General features: G+C 41.0%; 21 protein-coding genes. 18 read left to right on the forward strand and 3 right to left on the reverse strand.

Going from position 1 to position 26,097, the window contains the following annotated elements; all coding sequences use genetic code 11:
* Positions 1-23 precede the first annotated feature (23 nt).
* The 14 genes from H580_RS0108150 (at position 24) to H580_RS0108215 (ending at position 16,473) form a co-directional block, all read left to right on the forward strand.
* Positions 24-5,168 carry an RHS repeat-associated core domain-containing protein gene (locus H580_RS0108150; protein ID WP_028594343.1) on the forward strand — a complete coding sequence of 1,715 codons (5,145 nt, stop codon included), beginning with the start codon at positions 24-26 and terminating at the stop codon, positions 5,166-5,168.
* Positions 5,169-5,202: 34 nt separating this feature from the next.
* Positions 5,203-5,433 carry a hypothetical protein gene (locus H580_RS0108155; RefSeq protein ID WP_028594344.1) on the forward strand — a complete coding sequence of 77 codons (231 nt, stop codon included), beginning with the start codon at positions 5,203-5,205 and terminating at the stop codon, positions 5,431-5,433.
* Between the two features lie 301 nt (positions 5,434-5,734).
* Positions 5,735-6,427 (forward strand): hypothetical protein, encoded by a 693-nt coding sequence (locus H580_RS0108160; protein ID WP_028594345.1) that lies wholly within the window; start codon positions 5,735-5,737, stop codon positions 6,425-6,427.
* A gap of 96 nt (positions 6,428-6,523) precedes the next feature.
* The gene (locus tag H580_RS26155; RefSeq protein WP_157282761.1) at positions 6,524-6,661 is read left to right on the forward strand and encodes a hypothetical protein; all 138 of its coding nucleotides are present in this window, start codon (positions 6,524-6,526) and stop codon (positions 6,659-6,661) included.
* A 33-nt stretch (positions 6,662-6,694) separates the two neighbouring features.
* Positions 6,695-7,402 (forward strand): hypothetical protein, encoded by a 708-nt coding sequence (locus tag H580_RS0108170; protein WP_028594347.1) that lies wholly within the window; start codon positions 6,695-6,697, stop codon positions 7,400-7,402.
* A gap of 612 nt (positions 7,403-8,014) precedes the next feature.
* Entirely contained in the window at positions 8,015-8,827 is an 813-nt protein-coding gene (locus H580_RS0108175; RefSeq protein WP_157282764.1) for a hypothetical protein, read from the forward strand.
* A gap of 218 nt (positions 8,828-9,045) precedes the next feature.
* Positions 9,046-10,638 (forward strand): RHS repeat protein, encoded by a 1,593-nt coding sequence (locus H580_RS0108180; protein WP_028594349.1) that lies wholly within the window; start codon positions 9,046-9,048, stop codon positions 10,636-10,638.
* Between the two features lie 71 nt (positions 10,639-10,709).
* On the forward strand, positions 10,710-12,278 hold the full coding sequence (locus H580_RS0108185; protein ID WP_028594350.1) for a hypothetical protein: 1,569 nt from the start codon (positions 10,710-10,712) through the stop codon (positions 12,276-12,278).
* 60 nt (positions 12,279-12,338) lie between these two features.
* On the forward strand, positions 12,339-12,650 hold the full coding sequence (locus H580_RS0108190; RefSeq protein ID WP_028594351.1) for a hypothetical protein: 312 nt from the start codon (positions 12,339-12,341) through the stop codon (positions 12,648-12,650).
* Positions 12,635-13,534 carry an RHS repeat domain-containing protein gene (locus tag H580_RS0108195; RefSeq protein WP_028594352.1) on the forward strand — a complete coding sequence of 300 codons (900 nt, stop codon included), beginning with the start codon at positions 12,635-12,637 and terminating at the stop codon, positions 13,532-13,534. Before H580_RS0108190 ends, H580_RS0108195 begins: the two co-directional genes overlap by 16 nt.
* A 77-nt stretch (positions 13,535-13,611) precedes the next feature.
* Positions 13,612-14,856: a LamG domain-containing protein gene (locus H580_RS26165; RefSeq protein WP_028594353.1), complete on the forward strand. Its 1,245-nt coding sequence runs from the start codon at positions 13,612-13,614 to the stop codon at positions 14,854-14,856.
* A gap of 148 nt (positions 14,857-15,004) precedes the next feature.
* Positions 15,005-15,337, forward strand: coding sequence for a hypothetical protein (locus H580_RS0108205; protein WP_028594354.1), 333 nt, complete (start codon positions 15,005-15,007; stop codon positions 15,335-15,337).
* Between the two features lie 206 nt (positions 15,338-15,543).
* Complete coding sequence (gene trmL, locus H580_RS0108210) at positions 15,544-16,008, forward strand: tRNA (uridine(34)/cytosine(34)/5-carboxymethylaminomethyluridine(34)-2'-O)-methyltransferase TrmL (protein ID WP_028594355.1); 465 nt, start codon at positions 15,544-15,546, stop codon at positions 16,006-16,008.
* A 216-nt stretch (positions 16,009-16,224) separates the two neighbouring features.
* The gene (locus H580_RS0108215) at positions 16,225-16,473 is read left to right on the forward strand and encodes an AbrB/MazE/SpoVT family DNA-binding domain-containing protein (RefSeq protein WP_028594356.1); all 249 of its coding nucleotides are present in this window, start codon (positions 16,225-16,227) and stop codon (positions 16,471-16,473) included.
* Positions 16,474-16,845: 372 nt separating this feature from the next.
* Here H580_RS0108215 and H580_RS0108225 read toward each other — a convergent pair whose 3' ends face one another.
* Both H580_RS0108225 and H580_RS0108230 read right to left on the reverse strand, forming a co-directional pair.
* Positions 16,846-17,907 (reverse strand): phosphodiester glycosidase family protein, encoded by a 1,062-nt coding sequence (locus tag H580_RS0108225; RefSeq protein WP_028594357.1) that lies wholly within the window; start codon positions 17,905-17,907, stop codon positions 16,846-16,848.
* Between the two features lie 13 nt (positions 17,908-17,920).
* Entirely contained in the window at positions 17,921-18,331 is a 411-nt protein-coding gene (locus H580_RS0108230) for a hypothetical protein (RefSeq protein ID WP_028594358.1), read from the reverse strand.
* Between the two features lie 347 nt (positions 18,332-18,678).
* Between H580_RS0108230 and H580_RS0108235 the strand changes: the two genes are divergently transcribed.
* Entirely contained in the window at positions 18,679-21,033 is a 2,355-nt protein-coding gene (locus tag H580_RS0108235) for a hypothetical protein (RefSeq protein WP_028594359.1), read from the forward strand.
* A 147-nt stretch (positions 21,034-21,180) separates the two neighbouring features.
* Positions 21,181-22,395: an aminotransferase-like domain-containing protein gene (locus tag H580_RS0108240; protein WP_028594360.1), complete on the forward strand. Its 1,215-nt coding sequence runs from the start codon at positions 21,181-21,183 to the stop codon at positions 22,393-22,395.
* A gap of 15 nt (positions 22,396-22,410) precedes the next feature.
* Here the strand turns inward: H580_RS0108240 and H580_RS23740 are convergent, their stop codons facing one another.
* Positions 22,411-23,205 carry a DUF2161 family putative PD-(D/E)XK-type phosphodiesterase gene (locus H580_RS23740; protein ID WP_036604911.1) on the reverse strand — a complete coding sequence of 265 codons (795 nt, stop codon included), beginning with the start codon at positions 23,203-23,205 and terminating at the stop codon, positions 22,411-22,413.
* A 342-nt stretch (positions 23,206-23,547) separates the two neighbouring features.
* Here H580_RS23740 and H580_RS0108250 point away from each other — a divergent pair, with 342 nt between their 5' ends.
* Positions 23,548-25,443, forward strand: coding sequence for a PrkA family serine protein kinase (locus H580_RS0108250; RefSeq protein ID WP_028594361.1), 1,896 nt, complete (start codon positions 23,548-23,550; stop codon positions 25,441-25,443).
* A 226-nt stretch (positions 25,444-25,669) separates the two neighbouring features.
* A partial coding sequence (locus H580_RS0108255) for a hypothetical protein (protein WP_028594362.1) occupies positions 25,670-26,097 on the forward strand: 428 nt, incomplete at its 3' end.

The raw sequence follows: 26,097 nt of genomic DNA on the forward strand, positions 1-26,097 counted from the left end.
TAAACAATAGGGGATCTAAGCAGATGAAAAAAATAAGGAAGTTATCCGCTTTACTTGCGTTGGTCATGTTTTTGGAATTAGCGGCACCATTGTTTATGCAAGTTGCAGAAGCAGTGGCAGCACCTAAGCCAATTTCCACTCAGACTGCAGATAATAAGGCATTGCTGACGATCGATTATATCGCGAAGAAATACAATGTATCTCCTTCCGATATTCTTTTGCGTCTAAATGAAGGATATTCTTTGAAGCATATTGATGATGCTTTGGAGAAAAATCCAGATATAGCGGCGTTGGAAGCTACGCTTGAGCAGTTGTTTCCAGGTGTGGGAAAGAAATATGAACCTCCAGCGGTGACGGAAGCGACATATGGCTTGCAGATTCCGGGTTTCAATCTACCATTTCTTAATCTAGGAGATGTAACAGGTGCTACTTATGGAAACCCGACAGTAACAGAATCGGTGTACTCTCTTTCAAGACGAAAAAGATCCGCAAGCTCTGATTATGACGAGCTGGCACTTATTAATCAACACGTAAAGCTGGATCAAGCGCCTTATAGTGTAAGTACAGGTGTGGAAAATATCTCAACGCAAGACGGATCATTAAATTTGCGTGCGACCGATATTGGCCTTCCGGGACGTAACGGTTTATCCTTTAACTTGACAAGGATGTATAACAGTAATGAAGCGGAATTCTATAATAAAGACGTAGAACATACGAAGATCGTACAGTGGACGTTTGTTCCGAAGTTAAAAGTAAATGTTTCCCTTCAGAAATATGGGAATAATCCTGAGAAAATTGATATGGGGTCATTTAAAACAGTTGGTAGAGACGTTGTATTTGACGGACGAACGATACTTACTATTCCAGTAGATTACTCCGTCGATCTATTTAACAAATATGAAAATTTACATAAGAAAGTGAAGGAAAACTACTCGGATACGAGTAAGATGGTTTATTTTAGAACCTCACCAGGTCCAGGAAATTCTGATTATGTGTTTGAGATGTATTACACGGGAGAGCATGATTCACTTGACGCTGTAGTTATTGACCATATGGCGTGGGAGTCTGCTGCTACAAAGAAGAAGATGGATGATCAAATTCGTTTGGGAAAGGGATGGAAATGGGATATCCCTTATATCCAAATCGAGGGAAACAACAAGTACATTTCCATGCCTGGGGGAGCCGTATATAAAATTGTAGACGACAAGAAATTAGAAGGCTATCCATGGGACGATATAACTTTCGAAGGTTATGGATTTTGGGATTATGATAATGGTATTGTTCCTTATAAACTGACTTATAAAAATGGAATGACCTATACGTTCGAAAAAGATGGCACCTTAGATCGACAAACCGATGCGTATGGGAACTATCTTGATTTTACCTATCAAAGAAATTATAAAGAAGCGCCTTATCTTACAGAAGTAAGAGACCCTCTTGGCAATAAACTGACATTTACTTATGAACATAACAAAATTGTAGTTTCTAATGGTAAAGAACAAGTTACTTACCAAAAGGGTTACGCTTCGGATACGAAATATAGTGTGCAGTATTTAGAGTCGGTGACGGATACGGCAGGGAGAACAACTTATTATTCTCATCAATTTGCTCCGTCTACTTTTGATATGACGTCTGGTATGTATGATAAGGTACGTAATGATTACGCACTAATCAATGGTATTTTCCATCCGACAGGTGCAAAGACATTAATTAGTTATGATTCGGTCGTACGTGCTCATGAACAGACTCAGTATCGAGTGAATGAACGGAAAGAAATCGTTGAGTATGCGGACGGCAGAACTCAGGAAAGCAATAAGAATACGATTAAATACGAGTATGATTATTTCAAACCAGACGGCAATTCTCGTTATAGAGCGATTATCTCAAATGGTATAGCATCAACGACAGACACATATCTAAAAACTTACTCATGGGGTCAGGATCGGTTTTATAATATAGAGACGATTCAGGATTCAGGTTCATCCCAGCAGATTACCTGGAAATCTTATCGTACAGATACAAGGATTCCGTATCCATTTCAAATTGTGACCAAGAAGCGAAGCAATGGTGTTGATAGCTCGACACTTACCATTGATCGTCAATATGATTACCATACAGGTAGCATTTCAAGTGAAACGAATAGTTTAGGAGCAAGTACGACGACTACCTTCGATAAGAAGCGTGGTCTACCTGAGACGATTACGACGAAGTTGGACGCGAATCAGCAGACGTTTACACGTTTAGTTCGAAATGACAAGGGTTCTGTTATTGATTCTAAAACGTATGCCAACGCAGAGGGTGGACAGCTTCTTAGTCACATTAATTATGAGTACGATGGGTTCGGAAACGTTACGAAAGTAACGGCTCATAACGATAAAGGAAAACCGACTGTATTTAGATACCAATATGGTGCTGAGTATCAACATGGATTCCTTACACAGCAAGAAGTAGATGTAACGAATGCAGATGGACAAGTATCTACAATTGTAGAGAAATCCACCTATGATCCTATTACAGGACGTGTCTTGTCTTACACAGATGGTAAGCAGCAAACGACATCGTATGCCTATGATTCATTAGGTCGCACGACTTTAGTGACAATGCCAAACAATAGCCAGATTAGCTATGTGTATAATGATGCTCAAAATCATATCCAAGTGAAGAACACACTTGGTGAACTATCCGAAGTATGGTTCGATTCACTTGGACGTAAGGTGAAAGAAACAAAAGGCTTAGGCCAAGTGAAATACGGCTACGATGAGCGTACAAGCCAGCTGCAATGGTCAGAAGATGCGTACGGCAATCGTACAACGTACACGTATGACGGTTTTGGACGACCGCTTCAGACTACCTATGCAAATGGTACATCGGATCGCGTTGAATACGATGATGCAAAGCTGACAGTAACAGCAATCGATGCAGAGCAGAATCGCACAAAAACGACTAGTGATGTATTAGGTAGAACAATTTTGGTAGAGTCGTTCCAGAACAAGCAGAACTACGTACCTGTTCAGCGTACGGAGTATAATCTAGCAGGTGGAGTTACCTCTGCGACAGATGCGAATGGCAATCGTACGGAGTACCAGTATAACGCTGGAGGCCAAATGACTGCGGTTACGGATGCTCAGAAACAGACAACAAGTTATCACTATGATCGCTTGGGCAATCTGCTTGAGACCACGTATGCAAACCAGCAGAAAATGAAAAAAGAATATGACGAGCTTGGTCGCGCCATTAAGAAAATTAACGGTACAGAACAAGTTCAGAAGTATTACTACGATGCAAATAGCAATTTAGAGAAATACGTTGATCGTAGTGGAACGGTAACGGACAATCACTATAATGTTATGAACCAACTGATTCAAAATACGGTTGGTAATGAAACGGTTAAATACAGCTATGATACCGAAGGCAGACCGGTCACGATGACGGATCATCGAGGAACGACGAGCTATGAGTATCAGGCGCGTTCTGGTTTCTTAACAAGCATACAATATCCAGATGGTGTGAAGCTGACAAACAACTATGACCTGAATAAAAAGACGGGGTATGAGTTCGCAGCTCCAGGCGTTAATGTAAAGGTAGATGGTACGTACAATAATGTTAACCAATTGAAGCAGTTGAACATTTTGAGTGGTAGCAATCAGCCAGCGAAGACAATCTCGTATGATCATTTGGCAAATGGACAACTCGCGAAGCAGACGTATGGCAATGCGTTTGTAACCGATTATCAATATGAAGATATGAAGTTGAAGAAGCTGAAGCATGCGAAAGATGGAGCAGCACAGAACACTTTCCAATACGGCTATGACTTGGTTGGAAATATCACGCAGCGCAATGAAAACAGTTATGTCACGAATTTCTCATACACGCCTTTGAATCAAATTCAAACCTCAAGTGAGTTCAACGAGACATATTCATACGATGAAAGGCACAATCGCCAAACGCTAGACAGTACTAGAGAATTACCGCTAAAGTCAAAACAGTTCGAGTATGATAAAAAGAATCGATTGACGAAAGTCACAGGAGATCATACTCCAGTAACTTACTCCTACACGGGAGAAGGATTGCTGTATGAGCGTGTAGAGAACAACGTTAAGAATCGTTACTATTACGATGCGAACAAGCTATTACTAGCAGAAGCAGTTGTCGGTGCAGATGGAAGAGCCAAGATTAAGTATGTCTATTTGTATGATCTAAACGGCAAGCTTATCGGTCGCCAAGATGCTGCTACAAGTCAGTTGCAATACTATCAGCTGAACGGTCATGGTGATGTCGTAGCTATCGTCGATGAAGCGGGTAAGAAGCTGAATGAATATCGTTATGATATCTGGGGTCTTCCATTAGAAGAGAAAGAAACAGTACCGAATATTCTGAAATACTCCGGCGAGTATTGGGATAAGACGACTGGGCTTCAGTATCTTCGAGCAAGATGGTACGACCCTAGTATGGGACGGTTTATTAGTGAGGATACGTATGAAGGGGAACTGACAAGTCCAACTAGTTTGAACCTCTATACGTACGTTGAAAATAATCCTTTAATTTATGTTGATCCTAGCGGGCATAAGGGAATATTGAAGTGGTTTGATGAAACCTTAGATTATTTCTCATACGGCCCTTCAGGGATATATTACAATCAGTGGAAGGACGACGATTTATCTGACGAAGAGTTTTTGAATAAAGTCGGGATAAATTTTGTTCCGTGGGAGACAGCAATGGGTCTTTCTAAAAAAGATGGAAAGATAATAAATGAGAAGTATGCCAAACCTGAAGAGAAATATATTGGACGAATATTATCTTGGCTAGGAAATGATGTTGAGCATTTACTAACAGAAAATGATAAAGGAAATCACGGTGTAAACACTGTTGATTTCTTGGTAAATGGAATTAAGACAGAGTTAAAAACTAGAAGTGAAAGTAGCTACGGGGCTAGTGGTATAAACTCAATGTCTAAAAAAGCTGCTAAAGCTTTTGGGAAACAAAAGGCAACAAATGTAATAATAGATATAAGGAAGGTGAAAGTTGACTACAGTGCAGGGGATATTTACAATACTGTAGTCGATACAATTAGAGCAGCGGATAAAAAATACAAAACAGATATTGGTGGAGTAATATATATATTTACGTATCATGGTATATACAGCTGGAGAGATCCTTCAGTAATTTAACTAGATTTCTTTATTGATACCAAGGGAGGATACTATGCGATTTCAATGTAGATGCGGTGAAATTCTTTCAGATACTTTGGTTCCTAATGATATTGAACTATTTGTTTACACTGATCGGGAATTTGAAAAAATAATGGATTTGGAGTCTATTGAGGATATTCCGGATCCTGTATATTCAGTATGGAAATGTACCAATTGTGAAAGAATATTGGTATTTGATGAGGCTATAAAGTTAATAAAGACCTATGTTTTAGAAGAAATTTAAAATATTACAATGAGCTACCACATGGGGAAATCTCTCATGTGGTTTCTATTTTTGTGCAATATTTTAGCCCAACTTCCACTATTCACTAATATTTAGAAATATTTAGAGGATAAAAAATAGAGCGAAGCTGACTCTCTATAAGTACCAATGCGATACATTCTGCATCCCATTCATTCTTTGTTAAGCTGAGGATAATTCAATATAAAGAGAATTTTAAAGCCCCACTTATGTTTTTTGATCGGGCTTAGAAAGTTGATAGAATATACTTATTAACAAAAAGTCAAAAAGAGGGGCATAAACAATGTATATTGTGTTTCAACGCGTAATCATGATTATTTTACTGACTTGTATGCTTATATTAAATGGAACGGAAGTATATGCAAGTAGTCCTCATCAGTATCGGTATGACGAGAATGGTCACTTGATCGAGATGATCTCGGATGATGTTAAGATTAAATATACGAATGATGTTAATGGGAATCTGATTAGCCAATCTGTTTTGAAAAACTTTGTTATCCCTCCTGCTAATCTTTTAACTAATGCAAACTTTTCAAACGGGAATACAGAAATAGCGGACAAATGGAAAAAGTCACTTTGGGAGGCGACACATTCTACATACAAGACAGAAATAGCTCATAACCAGAATATACAAAAAATATCAACTTCTAACGTTTTGAAGGATGGATTTGCAGGAGTTTCGCAAGCGATCCCAGTAACTCCTGGGAAATCGTATATTGTTAATTCTTCACTCGCAATCGATCATTTGCAGAATGCAAAAGTACAACTTTATGTGGACTTTTTCGGATCAAATGGTGAATGGATTGGAACAGATAGAATTGATCATCAAGACCTAACACAAGGCTGGTTCGTAACATTATCCAGTTCAGGAATAGTACCAGTTAACTCGAAAACAGCTAGAGTATATGTTTTGATTCGTGCAGTAGATGATAACGCAGCTGGTGCGATAACCATAAGAGGTGCTAGTTTTTCATAAGATCATTCACGTAACGAGATGATGAATTATGATTTTCAAATTCAATCCACTGAAGGGAAACCGAATAATTGGGAATTAGGCTCTTGGGAGGCTCAAGTGGCCAATATTGTAACCGTTACGAATGGAAGTAACAAGATACAGAAGCTTTCAGGCTCTGGAATGAAAGCGGGTGGCTTTGTAACGGTTAATCAGCGTATTAGGACAAAACCATCTCAATTTTATCAAGTCAGTTGACAATTTTCGGTTGAACATTTAAAAGACTCATTTGTGCAGTTATTTATCGATTTTAGAGATCAAAATGATAAGCATATCGTAGTGAAGAACATTGATTATAATCAGGTAACAAATGGAAAATTTGTAACTTTATCAGGAGATGGACAGGTACCTGCAAATGCTAACAGCGCTATTGTATATGCAATCATACGTTCTGCTAAGGATGGCGGTTCAGGCACAATGTATGTTGATGATATACATTTAAGCTATTCTGTCGGTCAAGAACGCTTATATAATGGAGAATTTAACACATACAGTAATGATGAGGAAATCGCAAATAGTTGGAGAAAGGAACTATGGAATGCAGTTCAAGGCCAGTTTCAAGTGCAAAGCTTTAATGAGTGGATTGTACAGCGTGTAGAAGGAAAAGGAATTCAAAAGAGTGGGATGGTAGCGATAAGCCAAGATATTAAAGTAAATCCTAATAGAACGTATGAATTATCAGGAACATTAAACATTCTGATGTTAAAAAAAGCAAAGGTCCAGTTATATGTTGATTTCTTTGATAAGGACAATAGGCATCTTGAGGCCAATGTTATTGAACATGTAAAGCCAACTGAAGGTCAATACATTACCTTGCAGCGTCAGGGAATTATACCGAAACAAGCAAATAGAGCAATTGTATATGTGATAGTAAGAGCTACAGAGGATGGTGGAGAAGGTAGTATACGAGTTGATAAAATGAGTCTAGAATATCAATAAATTAGTGTGTGATTTTTCATATAAAGGATAAAAAATTATTTTAATTTACTACGAGGTAACTATCTGAGGAACTTCTTGTGAGCCCTGCTCCAAGTGGTTTCCTTTATTTAAAACAGACTTTTATAAATACATTATTATCAAGGACAGGAGGTGACCTTTAAAGTACTCTTAGAATGAGCACAATTGCACATAAGTTTATCATATAGACGAAAGGGAACATGCATGCTTATGAAATCCAAGCTTCGATCAATTATTCTATTTATCTCTTGTATAGTTATTGGCTTCTCATACGAAATCCCACAGGTTCTAGCCACCGCATCAGAGTATATATGATAACAATGGTAAATTGCAATCTACAAAGAACCCAGAATTCCAATACGATTATCACTATGATCAGAATGGAATTGTATTCGAATCACCAAGTCAACAGAAGTTAACCTTTTAAGTAATCATAGTTTTGAAAAATACAATGCTTCAAATGGTGTAGCTGATAATTGGGGTAGTCATATTGATAACACAGCAACAGGAACATTTGCGCTTGATGGAGAGATCTCTTCACATGGAACTAAGTCTCAAAAGATGCATGCGACTAACCTACCTAAAGGTACTCAAATGCTTATCTATCAAGATGTGAAATCGCAAGCAGACAAAGTATATAATGTGAGCGGACGTTATCGCATAGATGCATTATCCCATGCAAAAGTTGACTTGTTTGTGGATTTTCTAGATAGTTCGAATAAATTTATTAACGCTAAAAAGGTTGAATCATATAGTAACAATACCAAAGGATATATTACTTTAACCAACAGTGGTACTACGCCGCCAAATACGGCATTTATAAGATTGTATGCGGTTATTCGTTCTACAGCTAGTACGCCTGGATCAGGGGTAATACATGTGGATTCCATGAGTTTTCACTATAATAATGAACTTAATATGATCAGTAACCCAAGCTTTGAGGGGAGGGTCCAATTCAATGGACTAGCCGCAGACTGGGGGAGCCATATTGATCGAGAAGCATCTGGAAGCTTATCTGTTGTCAAACAGACGACATCACACGGAACTTATGCTCAAAAGATTACTGCTTCTAAACTACCGAAAGGTACTCAGATGTTAATTTATCAAGATATTTATGCTGAGGGTGGACAAGCGTATCAAATAAATGGACAATTTCATATTGAGTCACTTCAACATGCAAGAGTAGACTTGCATGTTGATTACTTCGATAGCTCTAATGCTTTTATTAACACGAATACGTTCAAATCTTATTCCGAAGCTACAAAACAATTTATTACACTGTCAGCCCAGACAACAACACCTCAAAACACGGCATATGTTCGTGTATATGCAGTAATCAGAGCCACGGGCAACAAGCCTGGTTCTGGGGTAGTCTATGTCGATTCTATGGAACTGAAGAAAAGATAGAAAAGACAATAGAGGAGCAAATACCTAGAGGCGCAGCCATTCGATAACCACTTGTGAGTTTACTCCAAGTGGCTTTTTTCATTTCAAAAAGGAAGTCAAATTAGAAATATACATAATTATCAAGGACAGAAGGCAGACTGCAAAGTAATCTTAAAATATATTCATATATTTATATACTCAGAGAGAAGAATGAGAGTAACTCAGGGGGATAGTACAAAATGGTTCAGCGTATAAGAAAAATAGCAGTGATAGCATTCATTATGTCGTTTGTATGGACATCGCTTTCTTTTCATGGAGCTGCGGATGCAACTGCTTCTAAAGCTAGGATGAATTCAATTGCTGTAAGTAATGCCCAATATGAGGTGGAAGCATTTGAAGGTGGAAGTTTTTCCACAACAATCTATAAGGCTGGAGAGGGTCTTGTAACAAATGATCCTTCAAAAGTAATAGCAGGAGACCATTCTGCACATGTGGAGTCAGCTCCGACGCAGCAATGGAAAGATCTCATGTACAGTGATGCATCGAAAATGAAATTCGAGAAGCACACGACCTATTCGGTAACCTTCTCTTATAAGTCGGTCAAAGCTCCAGTGAAGGAACAGAACGGCTACTTTTATTTCACGGCCCGAGGAGTCGGTTCTGATTATACGAGCGACAAAGGATGGATGGAGTGGAATGATCAGACGGGTAAGACAGGCAAGAAAACCATCGTGTTCAAGACAGGGGATAAGGACAACTATTTTCTGATCTGGGGAATCCACAATGGTGGAGCACTGTCTATAGATGACGTAAAAATAGAAAAGATAAGTGAGTCCTTTGAGCGAGGGGATATCACAACAACGAAATTTCAAGCTGCATCAGGAGCAATCACGAGTGAGCCCGGAAAAGTAGTGACGGGAAAATACGCCGCCTATGTGGAATCAACTCCAACGCAGCAATGGAAAGATCTAATGTATAGTGACGCAGCGAAAATGAAATTCGAGAAACATACAACCTATTCAGTGACTTTTTCTTATAAATCGGTCAAGTCCCCGGTGAAGGAGCAGGACGGATATTTTTATTTCACCGCCCGAGGAGTCGGTTCTGATTATACGAGTGATAAAGGATGGACGGAGTGGAATGATCAGGTGGGTAAGATAGGCAAGAAAACGATTGTGTTCACAACAGGAGATAAGGACAATTATTTTCTGATCTGGGGAATCCACAACGGTGGAGCGCTGTCTATAGATGATGTGAAAATAGAAAAAGTAAGCGAATCCTTCGAACAAGGAAGCTTCACGAATACGAAATTCCAACCAGCTTCAGGCACTGTGACAAGCGACCCTACAAAAGTAGTGAAAGGCAAGTATTCTGCATACGTAGAGTCTGATCCAACACAACAGTGGAGAGATCTTATGTATAGTGATGCGTCGAAAGTAAAATTTGAGAAGCACACAACCTATTCGGTCACATTCTCCTATAAATCGGTCAAGGCACCAGTGAAGGAACAGAACGGTTACTTTTATTTTACCGCACGTGGGGTAGGTGCTGATGGTACCAGTGACAGAGGATGGACGGAGTGGAATGAGCCAACAGGCAGCACAGGCAAGAAAACGATCGTGTTTAAGACGGGCGATCAAGATAATTATTTTCTCATCTGGGGTATCCATAATGGGGGAGCGATAACTCTAGATAACATTACGATAAAAGAAATGGATTATCAATATGATGATGCCGGAAAACTGATCAAGCACACCCAACCTAGTGGCTCCAAGATTACATATCACTATGATTCAAATGGAAATCTAGTTCGCACGTCAGTTCATAATTAAACAGAATGTAGTGCAGGGTTCAATTCGTCTACAGAGAATTACAACTTCATTAGTATAAACGGAGGATAGTTATGAAAGGAAAACGTTATTTTCTTAACACTCTCGTGTTTGCATGTATGTTGTTAGTAGGACAGCTCAGTTTTCAGCATACTGCACAGGCCGATTATTTAGGTAGTAGTGTGTCACCTTCTGAAGGGTTTGAGTCAGGTGGCTTTACAGATACGAACTTCCAAGCGGTTTCTGGAAGTATAACGGAAGACCCTCTAAAGGTCGTGAATGGGAAATATTCAGCGTACTTACAATCCAAGCCGATGGATACATGGAAGGAAATGGCCTATACTGACCCTAAAAATATCCGCCTTGAAAGAAACACCGCCTATGCAGTTACATTTTCATATAAGGCTGTTGAACCGCCAGATGTGAGCAAGGCTGGACGGTATTACTTTTTAGTTCGAAGTACGGATAACGACGTGAGTGCTGATAGAGGCTGGACGACTTGGCATGCTGAGACAGGCACAGTAGATACGAAGACAGTATATTTTACGACGGGAAATAAAGAGAACTATTATTTACTCTGGGGTATCCATAGTGGTGGAGCGCTATCCTTGGATGATATTACGATTAAGAAGGTTAGTGAGTCTTTTGAAAAAGGTAGCTTTACAGATACGGCATTTCGACCCGTGTCGGGTAGTATAACAAGTGATCCGGCCAAAGTCATTAGTGGAAAATATTCAGCCAATCTTGTCTCTGCTCCCTCCCAGCAGTGGAGTGAATTTGCCTATTCCGATCCGAAACGTTTGAAGTTTGAGCCCTATACCACGTATTCTGTTACGTTCTCTTATAAAGCAAGCAAAGATGGATCAGTAGATGATCAGTATTATTATTTCTTGGCACGCAGTTCAGATGATGATGTGAAAGCGGATATTGGCTGGACAACATGGAAGGCCAAGAAGAATGGGGACAAAGGAACTAAGACCGTTACATTTACGACAGGCCAGAAAGAAAATTACTATTTGATCTGGGGTATTCATAACGGTGGAGAGATTTCACTCGATGATATACATATGAAGAAACGAAGTGAATCGTTTGAAAGAGGTACATATAGTGACACCGACTATGAAGCTTGGGCGGGCACGATAACAAATGAGGCTGACAAAGTGATCAGTGGAACCTATTCGGCGTATTTAGCATCCCCAACTTCATTAAAATGGAATGAGTTCTCCTATAGTAATTCAAAGCGGGTCAAGTTTGAGAAAAACACCAGGTACCAAGTGTCATTCTCCTATAAAGCTATCGTAGCACCTCCTGCTGAAAGTGATTCATTTTATTACTTTTTAGTTCGTAGTGCTGATAACGATAGGAGTGCAGATTTAGGCTTTACTAGTTGGACAGGCGAGACAGGCAAAGGTGGTAAGAAGACGATTACTTTCACGACAGGTGATAAGGATAATTATTATTTAATCTGGGGCATTCATAACGGAGGCGCGATGTCTCTGGATGATGTCAAAATAGATAGAGCTCATTATACCTATGATAAGGCAGGGCGTCTCTTACAGCATTATATTTCCGAGTTTCAATCAATTTACTATAATTACGACCAAAATGGAAATCTAGTAGACCAGAAAAGAGTATACAACTAATTCATTCATACATTCCTATTAAAAAGGGAAATTCACAATGTAGAAGGGGAATAAAAAAATATGCGTAAGTTGGTCATTAAGTTGCTATTAGTAAGTACATTGATCCTATCTATAATGCCTAATTTACAGGTACACGCAGTAGGAAGTGCCACTCCATCTCCACATATGGATGCGATTAACGGTGGATTTGAAAAGGACATTAATCTGAATAACCTGCCAGATTTCTGGGAGATGAATTGGAGGAATGGCACTAGTACCAATCCATTTGCTTCAATGGCTCCCTATGAACCGGTAAGTGGGAAATATCATTTACGTCTATATAATGGGATGGAGACGCGACTGCAGCTCAATATGCGTTGTCTGATGTTATAGCAGTTAAGGGTGGAAATGCTTACGAGCTCAAAGCCAAATTACGTTATACATTGCCAAGCGGAATGGCTCAGATCTCTATTATCCAAATGGACAGTAAAGGGAACAACGTTGGCGAACTTCAATATACGTACAGCAAAGGAGCTTGGCAATGGGTTGATACGAATAATCGATTTGTTGTACAGCCAGAAACCGTTGCCATTCGAATTCGGTTTGGAGTTGGTTGGGCGGAAGAAGGAGCTTACCTCGATGTGGATCAAGTGGAATTGATGTCTTTGAATGAATATGGAACTTTCGAAGAAGATAGCAATCAGAACCATCTAGCGGATTTCTGGGAATTGAATTGGCGAAATGGTGTAAGTGAAAATCCATTTTCAAAATTAGCTCCCTATGAACCAGTAGCGGGAAAATACCATTTGCGACTATATAGTGGTGAAAAAGATGCTCCTTCCTATCAATATTCGGTGTCAGAATCCATACCTGTCATCAGCGGGGCAGCTTATAAGTTGAACGCGCATTTACGCTATGCAGCAACAAACGGTAAAGTACAGATGAGTGTTATTCAACGCAACGGAAAAAAAGAGATTGTAGATGAAGTGCATTACGTGTATCAAAATGACCAGTGGAGATGGAGAGAAAAGTTGGAGCATTTCGTCATTCATCCTAAGGCTACTACGGTAGATATTCGCTTCGGAGTAGGTGGTCAAGAGCGTGCCTATCTGGATGTGGATAATGTAACTCTCTCGTTCTTAAACGCAACAGGCAAGGTGAAAGTTAAAACATATACCTACAATGAAAATGGGCAATTAAAAACAATTAGGTATCCGAATGGTAAAGTCGTGACGTACAAATATGATGCCAATGGCAATCTACTTGGAAAAGAGTAGTTCCACCTTGCTTAGGCCCTTTTTATGCGATAAAAATATATAGTTACATAATAATAGAACACCTAGGGGGATTAAACATGAAAAAGAAACTGGTGTTCAAAGCAATCATGATTACTCTGCTGTCAAGTATGTTATTTACTAGCAGCGCATTTGCCAACACTTCTGTTCATTATGAATATGATGCTAAGGGTAACTTAATTAGAACAACACAAATCAAATTAACGGATCTCAGCAATGCACCTGCTGAAAAGATGACTTTTGCTGGAGACAAGAAAGTAAGTATAGTCGCTAATAGTCTTAATCAAGCAGAAAATGGTCGTACGACCGTGCAGTTTTGGATGAATTGGTCAGGGCAGAGCCAGCAAATGCCGTTCTCTTGGGGTTCAGGCTACGACTTATACATAACAAGCGATGTTCTAGGCTTTAACACTTTTAATGGTGAGGTCTATGGATTTAATGCAGTAAATCTTAAAAATAAATGGGTCCATGTAACGGCTGTATTTAATAATGGGGATATTACGAAGAGTGAATTGTACATTAATGGAGAGCGTCAAACGCTGAAGAAGTATGGTGCTAATTCATTTGTAAAGCATGTATCTACCAATGCTACCATTGGTGGATGGTGGGAAAACAATGCATACAATTTCAAAGGACAACTTGCAGACTTTAAAATATGGAACCGAGCATTAACTCCAGCAGAGATTGCAAGTAGTGTAACGAAGCAAGAGCCTGTCGCTTCCAATGATTTAATAGGAAGATGGAAGTTAAACGAAGCGCCAGATAACGCACTGAAGCTAAAAGGTAAACAAAGAATAGAACTTAGTGATATTTCGACCAACACACAGCCAGGAGCCAAAACAACGGTACAGTTTTGGATGAAGTGGGATGGAATCAATGCTCAAATGCCATTCAGTTGGGGTGGAGGAGCTTGGGAAGAGTCCTATACATTGTATTTGGCTGAGAATCGTTTCGGTTTTAACACAGGTGTCGCAGATATGTATGGTATATCATCATTAAATATGACGAATCGTTGGTCTCATGTAACAGCTGTATTTAGTAACGGAAATGTGCTTGATAACGAGCTGTACATTGATGGAGTTAAACAGACACTAGTTAAATCAGGTAACGAGGCACAGAGTCGAAATGTAGGTGGAAAAGCAATTGTTTCCGGTTGGGGATATGATCATAATTATAAATTTAATGGTCAAATAGCCGAGCTTAAAATATGGAACCGCGCTCTTTCTGCGGAGGAGGCAAAGAGTGAAATGTACAAGGCCGTAACAAACGATAACAATGGCTTGGTGTACAGTATGTTCGAGTAATTTATCCAAATAACCGCCTAACCTAAGAGAAATTTTCATTTCAAAGAAACAAAATGGACTTTTGGATCGTCTATTGTAATGAGCATCTTTTGCTTACTTGGTATTTATTGTATGATGTTAAGTAACGATTCATAAGCGGGGTGGTAAAGTGAAGAAGGGTATTATAGCTGTAGCTCTTTTTTGCATGCTCACTACTTTATTCATCGGTTGCAGTGGAGAATCTCGAACGTATGCGTCCATTCTGATCTACAACAATCAGGAATACATAGGAGACAACTTGGTAGCCAAATCACAATATCCTAATGTGAACCAGGTAGGATCGGTATCGAAGATGGTACGAACGAATCAACTGCCAACAAAAGAGTTCTCTTCCAATCAACTTTCCAAAGGAACAAAAATATATCAGGTGGATGAAAATACGTTGTTAGCGAACTGGGATAATGAGCGATATAAATTATTTGAACGCAAAAAGTCATCTTAATTTCGGCAACATAAGGACCTTAAAGGAGCAATCCTTTAAGGTCCTTATGCATTCGATAACCGAGCGAGGCAGAGAAGAGATATGTTTACACAGTGTTTATATATCAGCCTGACGAGTTATTGCTATAACCCTCACAGACATTTATCGATTCATTTTGTACATTGGTGTATAATAAGGGCATGAATGAATGTGAGGTGAAATAACAGATGGCTCTGAATATCGTACTCGTCGAACCTGAAATTCCTGCAAATACAGGCAATATTGCTCGTACATGCGCAGCGACAGGGACCCATCTGCATTTGGTTAGACCACTAGGGTTTAATACGGATGATCGCACGTTGAAGCGTGCTGGCTTGGATTACTGGAGTGCCGTGCAAGTTCAATATTATGATTCGTTTGCGGAACTACAGGACAAACACGCGGGAGCGCGTTTTTTTTATGCCACAACGAAAACAAAGAACAATTTCAGTGATTTTCAATTCCAAGACGGAGATTTCTTCGTATTCGGTAAAGAAACGAAGGGGTTGCCTGAAACGTTAATTGCTGCAAATACGGAAACATGTATGAGAATGCCGATGACAGACAAAGTTCGTTCCTTGAATTTGTCTAATACAGCAGCAATCGTAGTATATGAAGCACTGAGACAACTGGATTACCCAGGTTTGGATTAACGGAACTAGGTTAGGTGAGAAATATCGCCTACAATTATGAGTATGGAGACCTACTAACGTGATTTTGTGTGACAATTAGTCACTTTGTTACAAAAAATAATGCAAACCTAAAAAAATTGACAAATTTCAGCAGGATTTTCAGATCAGGCATCGAATAAGTAGGGGCAGAGTTCAAAAAGGGTAAGTCATGAGAGATAGTAAAGAGAGGTGGATCTGATGAAACCTGCCGGTGTAGTCCGTAAAGTCGATCAATTGGGGCGCATTGTACTTCCGAAGTCACTACGTAAACGTTATCAGATGAATGAAGGAGATCCTGTCGAAATTTTAGTTCAAGGGGATCATATCATTTTGGAGCGCTACCGTCCAAAATGTGTATTCTGCGGTAATATGGATGGCGTAGCAGAATTTAAAGAACGGTATATCTGTTCAACATGTATGACCGAAATGACGCACTTGGTAAGGTAACATAGGGGGCAAGGAAGAGACATTGCGAGATCAATGTCTCTTTTTTGTTATCGAAAAACTACATATGATTGACGGAAATAGGGGAATACGCTACGCAAAGACGCCGGCGCTTGGCCGACGTCTCGCATTGCTCTTATTGGTCAATGATGTTACAGACCAGCGGTCTTGTCTTCGTTGTATCCAGAGGTGAACATAGCCAACAAGAACAAAACGAATACGAGCATAATAATCCAGAATGTCATATGAAGCACCTCCTACAAACTACCATCATTATAACCAATACATTCCAAAAAGAAAATGAAAACATGAATGTAGATCGAAAATCTCTACTACCAATTTGCAATCTATTCATAGATCGTTCTTAGATAGAGATTATTTAAAAAACAAGAAATGTGTCGGTAATTGACGAAGGTGTCCATCTGAAGGGTTATTGACAACTCTTCCTTTGAAAATTAAAGAAGATGAACCGCCGCCATCGAGTGTATAAGCATCTTGCACACCGAGATTTTGCATCTTCTTCTGCATCTCTGACAGCAATGCACCCGACTTCCCTTTCTCGTCATAGCCATCTACAACCATAATAAGAAGCTGATCGTCTTTATAGTTTCCGATAACGGTTCGGGGAGCGCGTGAGCTTGCCCATTTCTCAGGAATCTTTAGTGAGACACCGTTATGCAGAAGCTGAGGAACGAAGCTGGCACCGAAATGTGGGTCCATCTTGTCCAACTGATATTGGCTGTAGAACTTGCCGCCTATAAGCTTAGCTTCTTTATTAAAGCCTACAAAGGTAAGATCCTTGAAGCTTGGATGGAAACCACCTACATACTTACCATTCATAACGGTAGTGCCTAACGGATATCGTCCACCACCGCCATCTGCGTAACCGCCCGCATTCACACCAGCAATAGCGCTATAACGCTGTGCAGCTTGCATAGTCGTTTCGGTACCACCGAACTTGTCATTGCCAAGCGTCATTTTCATGGCATCTGGTGATTTAAGCTTTACTTTCATCGCGTAGCCATTATAGGATGTCGAACCTATGCGATATAATTCTGCTGTCAGTTTATCGCTGTTAACCTGATCCATAGGTGTGCCAAGCTTGGCTGTAATGCGGCGATTGTAAATTTGCTCAGGACGTTTAGCTTGTGCAGAAGCGGTGTTAACAATCGAATTCATCGTGTTCGTTGTCTTCTGATACAGCTTAGAAACACGACCTACGGTCTCCATCGTATATTCTGCGGTGTGCTGGGCTTTCGTTAACCCTTGCGTAATTTGCTTCTGACTTTCATTCCAATCTTGCGTGAAGGAAGTGTTATCTGGCATTGTCAGTTGAATGGATACTTGTAAGGAAGAGATGAGGATAAATATCATCATCCCGATGAACGGTGCGACAGCCATCATAAATATGCGGTTTATACGCTTAACTTGTGTCATCGGCTGGCCTCAATCATTTTAAAAGCTCCATTTTCTGCTGTAGCGCTGCTAATTGCTTCTTCACTTCATTCAACTGAGAGTAAAGCTTATTGCTGTTATCTGTCTTGTTGGACGCATTGTCCTTCGTGAACTCCAGCAATTCATTAAATGACTGAACTTTGCTTTGCAATTGGTCGAGCTTCTCATTCATTTGCTTCAACTGTTTCTCGTAATTGCGCTGCATACTAGTAATTTGCGCATTTGTTTGTGCCTGCACCTGTTCAATCATGGATTGCTTCATGTGCTGACTGTAATAATAAGTTGCGGTTATCCCGACCGCAATCATGACGAACCAGAACAATAAGAACCATGCGGGGCTTACTCTGTTCGCCTTCGTTCGGGATCTGCGGGAAGCTTCCCGCTCATTCTCGAAAGAAGGTTGCATATCTAATCACCTCAAAGCTACATTTATCCAAGTTGACCCAAATCTTTCAATACATCCTATTATTCTATCACGACCGTCAAGCGCAAGCAAAAAGGACAACGTTCTTCTTATCGCTCCATGAAGTTGATAGTTTTCTACTCCTTTAATCCCATTACATTTTGGAATGGTGATAGAAGTAACCTTTGATTCATACTATAAATACTCATTTTCGAATGATCGTAATAGTACTTTTTTTCATTGCGTATATGAGCATGCTTCTATACAATCAAAGTATGTTAGTTTTTAGAGAATAGCGTCGAATTGTGCGCTTATCATAATTCGTAATTGTAATAGGATTGAGGGAAAAGATGAATCTTACTTTTATACGCAAGTGTGGGCTGATTGCTCTCGGTCTCGTATATATTTGGCTTATAATTGTCACATTTTCACACCCTTTTATTGGTGTGTATGCCAAATTGGACGACGATGATTGGCATGTATCCTACGCGCTTGATGGAGGAGTCGGTGCAGAATTTCATATACAGAAGGGCGACCGGCTAGTTGAGGTAAATGGACATGACGCTGCGACCCATTTTTATTTGCAAAAGTGGGGGAAGCTTGAACAAGCGGACAATGTTTTACTAGAGAGAGACGGATATTATCATTTTCTATATCTGACTCCCGGGGAACCTCATCATTTATACGATGTATTGCCTGTTGTATCTACGATATTTTTGCTCTTCATCTCGCAGTTCCTATATCGTAGACGAGGAGCATCTACCGCGATTGTGCAGTTGAGTTTGCTCTTTTTAGCGATTAGTTTGGTGTATGTCGCTTATGGCGCTTCGATACGAGGAGATATTGTAGGGAGATGGTTAATGTATAGCGGCATAATGATTTTGCCGATTCTGTTCCTGCAATTTATTTGTTCTTTTATACAAGAGAAGTCTAGCATTAAGCTGCCGATGAATCATATTAAATGGCTATACGGTTCGCTTATTATTTGTCTTGTTGTCAAATGGATGTATTTACTGACACAGTGGTCCTATGCCTCGACTCAATTTGATGACATGATTACTTATTTATTTTTTGCTTTTGTCGTAGGCGTCACATTAATCTACATAACGAGATTATATTTAAGATTTAGGCATGAGCGCTCGTATTTCAGTTCGGTCGTATTCATCGTATTTGTAATCGTGAGCATTGCGGCAGTACCAGTCATTGGTCTGTCTTTCATTCCGCATTTGCTGGGCTTACCGCCGTTTGTGCCTCCGCTTGTTGCTGGTTGGATTGCCATCATGATGCTGCTTGTATTTGCATTGTTGACGATGCGTTATCAACTAAATGATATAGGTGTCATTCTGAGGAGATTGTTTGTTCATGTATTAATTGCAATGGTACCAAGTGCGCTCATTCTAGGATGGTACGGTGTCGTATTTAGACAGGAGGGTCCTTTTAGTTATCAATTTTTCACGTATTTGTTTATGGTATTTGTGATTACTGCGATAACGCATACGCTGGACCATCATGTTAATAGACTAGAAACCGTTTTAATTCCTCGTAAGCATAAGCTGCATCACGCATTGCTTGTAATTGCGGAGCGGCTTGGCCAGCACCAGTATCAAGACGAGTGGTATACGAGAATTCTTCCGCTCATTATGAATGCGCTTGATGCTGATGGAGTTGCGCTTGTGCGAAAAGACCATTTGGGTACGATTGAAATGTCAGTTGAAGGCGATGTCGATCAGGAAAAAGTAGAGCGTCAGTTGAAATCTTCTCATTTCCGTCATCATCATTACTTCTGGTATGAAATCAATTTGCAGTCGGACTCGATTTACTATGTCGTCATCGTACGTAAATCTACGAAGGCGAAGCTCAACCATGAAGAAGATAAGTGGATGCAGCAAGTGATAACTTACTTATCACTTAGCTTGAATCATATTTATCATGTTCAAACGCTCCGTACGCAATTGTCAGGCTATACAGATAGAAACTCCAAGATAAGACAATCGATAGAGCGCAACGTGATGGGTGATCTCTTCGATATGGACGAGCAGGAGCGGAGTAGATTTTCTTCGGAGATTCAGAAGCGCGTCATGCGTCTGCTTCATGATGTCACGGTCGCGTTAGAAGAAAGTCTTCACAGTGCAGATTCTGAGTTAAGCAAAGATATGCACAAAATCGTTTTGGTTGAAGTGAAAGAAAGTATTTTTGAAGTAAATAGCCAGTTGCAGCATGTATGTCAGACGTTAAAGCCTACCTTGTTAAAAACAGCTGGATTCGCTAACGCCCTTCGTCAATGGGTTGAGAGGGAGTTCGCAGATCGAACGAAAGTGATTCTTCACGTAGATGAGCCTTCTCTTGTATTGGATATTCAGTCAGAAGAATGGGTCACAGGTGTATTTCGTATTTCTCAGCTGCTATTATACAATGGAAGAGTAAACGGCTATGCAACGGAGCTTCAGCTTCAGATTAATGTCCACGATGGTTATGCTCATATTGTATATCAAGACAATGGGATTGGCTTCCATTACGATATGAATGAGGCAGTCATTGAGGAATATACGTTTAAACAATTACGCAACCGAGTAACGATGCTGGATGGCAAATTCATTTCCGCGCAATATCCTGATCAGATCGGCTCCTACCTCCAAGTAAATGTGCCGCTAAGCTCAGAGAAGCAGTCTGAGTTTGCACGAAGTGGGAATGTGTCAACGAAATAGGCGCGTATTTACACGTATATACGTATAGAAGGCAGAACGAAGGGAGGCTTTCCTCGTTCTGTTTTTTTTCGTTATTCATCATTAAACAATTGCCAATCGAGAAGGCGGAGTGTATTCTTTTTAGAAAGATGAAAGGAGCGTTGGCAGATGCAATTTATGTTTTCCAATCGTATTCAATCCGTAGAAAGTTCGGTTGTTCGTGACATTTTACAACTTACCCAAGGTAAATCCATCATCTCTTTTGCAGGGGGGCTCCCTGCTGAGGAATGGTTTCCTATGGAAGCAATTCGCAAGGTCAGCAATATCGTTCTTAAGCAAAGTCCTAAAGCTTTGCAATACGGAGTAACCGAAGGCATTATGGAACTGCGTGAGCAGTTGGCGAAACGCATGGAGCTTCACAAAAAGATCGCGGTTGAACCTGCTATGGTTATGCTTACGTCTGGCTCACAGCAAACGATTGATTTAATGGCCAAAGCATTCATTGATCCAGGTGATGTTGTATTAGTAGAGAACCCTACATACTTGGCATGCTTGCAGGTAATGAAGATGTACGGCGCGCAAGTTGTTGGGGTGCAAAGTGATGCAGAGGGCATGATTCCAGAAGATCTTGCTTATAAGTTGGACAAATATCGTCCGAAGATGGTGTATGTAGTTCCGACATTTAGCAATCCGACGGGACGTGTATGGAGCTTGGCTCGTCGTCAAGCATTGTTGGAGCAGTGTCATCGCACAGGAACCGTTATTTTTGAGGATGATCCATATGGGGAGTTAAGCTTCACGAATCATCAACTGCCAACGATCGCTGCCTTGGAAGGGGATGCGCCAGATCGACTCGTTGTATATACGAGTACGTTTAGCAAGCTGGTTGCCCCTGGTCTGCGTACAGGCTGGGTTGCTGCGGATCGGCGTATTATCCAAATGCTGGCGCGGGGCAAGCAGTCGGCAGATCTGCATTCTAGTGTGTTGGATCAGCTCCTATTAAGTGAGCTGCTCCGTTCTGATTCCTTCTCACTGGATGATCATGTTCATAAAGTGTCTCTCATTTATAAGGAACGCATGGAGACGATGATAACAAGCTTGCAGCAAAATGAAGTGTGGAGAGGTTCACAGTGGAACAAGCCGCAGGGCGGAATGTTTTTATGGCTGGAACTGCCTGAAGGATTGGATGCTGAACATTTGCTTCGCGTTGCTGTACAGAAAGGTGTTGCTTTCGTACCGGGCTTCCCATTTTATGTTGAAGACTGTAAACGCAATACGATGCGGCTCAATTACTCCTTTGCTTCCCCTGATGTTATTCGTTCAGGTATGGAACGGCTTGGGGAAGCAATCGGTGAATTTACGGGTCGCTATGCGGATGTGTAGCAAGTAATTTCCTACTTATTCATCTACAATTTCGGCATATTGCAGCAATGCTGCCTCACCATCTCTAGTCAAGGCATATTGACCACGTTCAATGCGGGCGAACCACCCATAATAATTGTGGCCTAGAATAGCAGCGGCATCTCCAATGCCGCTTGCTTCTTTGACTCGCACAGGCTTGCTTTGCCCTTGCTGTAAAGCGAGAGCAACTCGAAGTGCCTTCTCTCTGTAAGCAGTGACGAGTGGGCGTTTCGTGGAGCCACCAACATTGTAGTCGCCGCTGCGACCGTTGAACTCTCGTATTAGCTTAGCTTGGCGAGCTGCTATTGGCTTTTTTGGAGGAATGACAGGGCTGGATTGAGCATCATAAGTTTCGTTGTCTTCCTGAATGCGGCCACCTGTTCCTAAGTTTGAGTACAAGAAGCGAGAGCTTCGATCTTCCCACCCGTAGGGTGCAGTATGCAGTTCTACGAACGCTGGTTTGCGAGCATAAAGCGTTACCGTTAAGAAGCCAATACCGATGCGACGGCACAGCTCAGCAACAGCGTGGAGCCGCTTCTGGTTGGCTTGTTTGCCGCGTTTGGCTTCTATTGCGATGAAAACGTGCGCTGCCGATTTTTGCCTGTCCAGCGCTTGCAGCAGCAAGGTAAGATTCGCGCTTGCTTTCATCTCGACAATGACTGGCTGCTCTGGACATTGTGGATGAATGGCAACGAGATCACAGTGCCGTACTTCAGCACGGACTTCATACCCCAACTGCTCCCAGTATTGTTTTAAAGGTGCATACAGCTCCGTTTCTTGTCGTTTCGTCATCCTACATCCCATCCTTGTCTATTTCATTCACAGCCTCCATGCTGTATGCAAAAAACTCCTAATAGCTACAACCTCCATTATATCACGATTCGTGCTGGCTAGCGTTTGAACCGTCTCTTCATGCCTCCTGCAAGTGATTGTAACAATGTTGTCTCAGGCAAAATTGTTAGAAACTAATCCCACCTATGCGCATAGGTATGTAATACACTTTTCTTTTTAAGTTTGCTGGGTCATTAGCGCGAGTCAATTCTCAAGTTGGCACGTGCCTATTAATAACAACGACAGAAGAAAGATGGCGATGGAGGGCAGTGTTGTGAATCGGGAGCAATGGAGGTAAGAGGGATGGACATTTTCAAGCGAATAGCTGAACACCGTGCCGAAAGTGAACGGCTTGGCTGGACCGGTACGTTCAAAGAATACGTAGAACTGTTGCGAAACGACCCCGCTCCGGCGATGACCGCCCATGCAAGGGTGTATGAAATGATTTCTTCACATGGTGTGGAAGAAGTGAATGGGCATAAGCGTTACAAGTTTTTTGAACAGGAAATTTTCGGATTGGATCGAGCGATTGAAAAATTAGTTGAAGAATACTTTCACTCAGCAGCGAAGCGACTGGATGTGCGCAAACGGATTTTATTACTCATGGGGCCAGTAAGTGGAGGTAAATCGACACTCGTCACGATGCTCAAGCGCGGATTGGAGCAATATTCGCGGCAAGAGCGAGGTGCTGTATTTGCGATCAAAGGCTGCCCGATGCACGAAGAACCTTTGCATCTCGTACCGAATGAGCTTCGACCAGAAGTTGAAAAAGCTCTTGGTGTTCGGATTGAGGGTAATTTATGCCCTTCGTGCCAAATGCGCCTACGTACCGAATACAATGGAGAGATTGAAAAGGTATTAGTTGAGCGCGTGCTTATCTCGGAGGAGAATCGAGTTGGAATCGGAACGTTTAGTCCGTCTGATCCGAAGTCTCAAGATATTGCAGATTTAACGGGGAGCATTGATTTCTCAACGATTACCGAGTACGGCTCTGAATCTGATCCAAGGGCCTATCGTTTCGACGGTGAACTGAATAAAGCGAATCGGGGTGTCATGGAGTTCCAAGAGATGCTGAAGTGCGATGAGAAATTTCTCTGGAACTTGCTTTCCTTAACGCAAGAAGGCAACTTTAAGGCAGGAAGATTCGCTCTGATCTCAGCGGATGAGTTAATCATCGCGCATACGAATGAATCTGAATACCGAGCCTTTATTTCGAATAAGAAAAATGAAGCTCTTCAATCTCGCATGATCGTCATGCCGATTCCTTACAATTTGAAGGTTTCTGAAGAAGAGAAAATATATGAAAAATTGGTCGGTCAAAGTGACATGCACCATATCCATATTGCACCACATGCGCTGCGAGCGGCCGCGATATTTTCCATTTTGACACGATTAAAAGAAACGAAGAAGCAAGGGATGGATTTACTGAAGAAGATGAGAATGTACGATGGTGAAGAAGTAGAAGGTTACAAGGAAAATGACCTGAAGGAAATGCAGAGCGAGTATATTGAAGAAGGAATGTCAGGGGTAGATCCTCGCTATGTCATTAACCGAATTTCGAGTGCTTTGATTAAGCAAAATCTTTCGTGCATTAACGCGCTGGATGTACTTCGGGCGCTAAAAGATGGCTTAGATCAGCATGCATCCATTACAAAAGAGGAACGGGAGCGGAATTTGAACTTTATTTCCGTTGCTCGCAAAGAATATGATTCACTAGCGAAGAAAGAAGTACAGAAGGCATTCGTATATTCGTTTGAAGAGTCAGCGAAGACGTTGTTTGAGAACTATCTAGACAATATAGAAGCATTTTGCAATTGGAAAAAAATCCGAGACCCGCTTACAGATGAGGAAATGGACCCGGATGAGAGGCTCATGCGCTCGATTGAGGAGCAAATCGGGGTATCGGAAAATGCGAAGAAAGCATTCCGCGAAGAGATTCTCATTCGTTTATCTTCCTATTCTCGAAAAGGAAAGAAATTCGATTATAACAGCCATGATCGTTTGCGTGAGGCGATTGAGAAGAAGCTATTTTCAGACTTGAAAGATATCGTCAAAATTACGACTTCGACCAAGACGCCAGATGAGAACCAATTGAAGCGGATTAATGAAGTAACAGCTCGACTTATAGATGAGCATGGTTATTGCTCGGTGTGCGCGAATGAGCTTCTTCGTTATGTAGGCAGTTTATTGAACCGGTAATGGTGTGAGCTGGAACAGTCTGTATGCAATTGCATGCAGACTGTTTGTGTTGTGTTGATGAATGTGTATGTTGGGCACATATCGAAGCTAAGAACATGTATACGGGTTCATTTGGGAAATGGATGAATAAGGTTTCCATCTTTAGATGCATAATAACCACATGTGCTGATTCGGAACGTTCAGTGTATCAGCGTCATAAGAGCATATTTCTAAAGGAGGCCATTTCATGCCTAACAACTATTTGCGCCAACATGTTCATCATTTGTTGCAGCATGCTCGTGAAATAGAGCATCACGTATCTAACCCTTCTTATGGTGGATACGGCCAATCCCTTTCTCAAAATACGTATCCTGCGTACACAGGCTATAGCGGTTATGCTGGTTCCTATGGAGGAAGCTATCCGCAAGGAAGTTCCCTACATAACCAAACTGGTTATTCAGCAGGAAGCTATACCTATTATGGCTCAGATCAACATTACCAGCCAACGGGCCAAGTGCAAAGCATTACAGCACAAACACATGGAGTACACCAAAATGTAGTGCCGCAATCGTACCAGCCAACGGGCCAAGTACAAAGCATTACAGCACAAACGCATGGAGTACACCAAGATGTAGTGCCGCAATCGTACCAGCCAACAGGCCAAGTGCAAAGCAT

Source organism: Paenibacillus assamensis DSM 18201, assembly GCF_000422445.1.
In the GTDB taxonomy this organism is placed as follows: Bacteria; Bacillota; Bacilli; order Paenibacillales; family Paenibacillaceae; genus Paenibacillus_B; species Paenibacillus_B assamensis.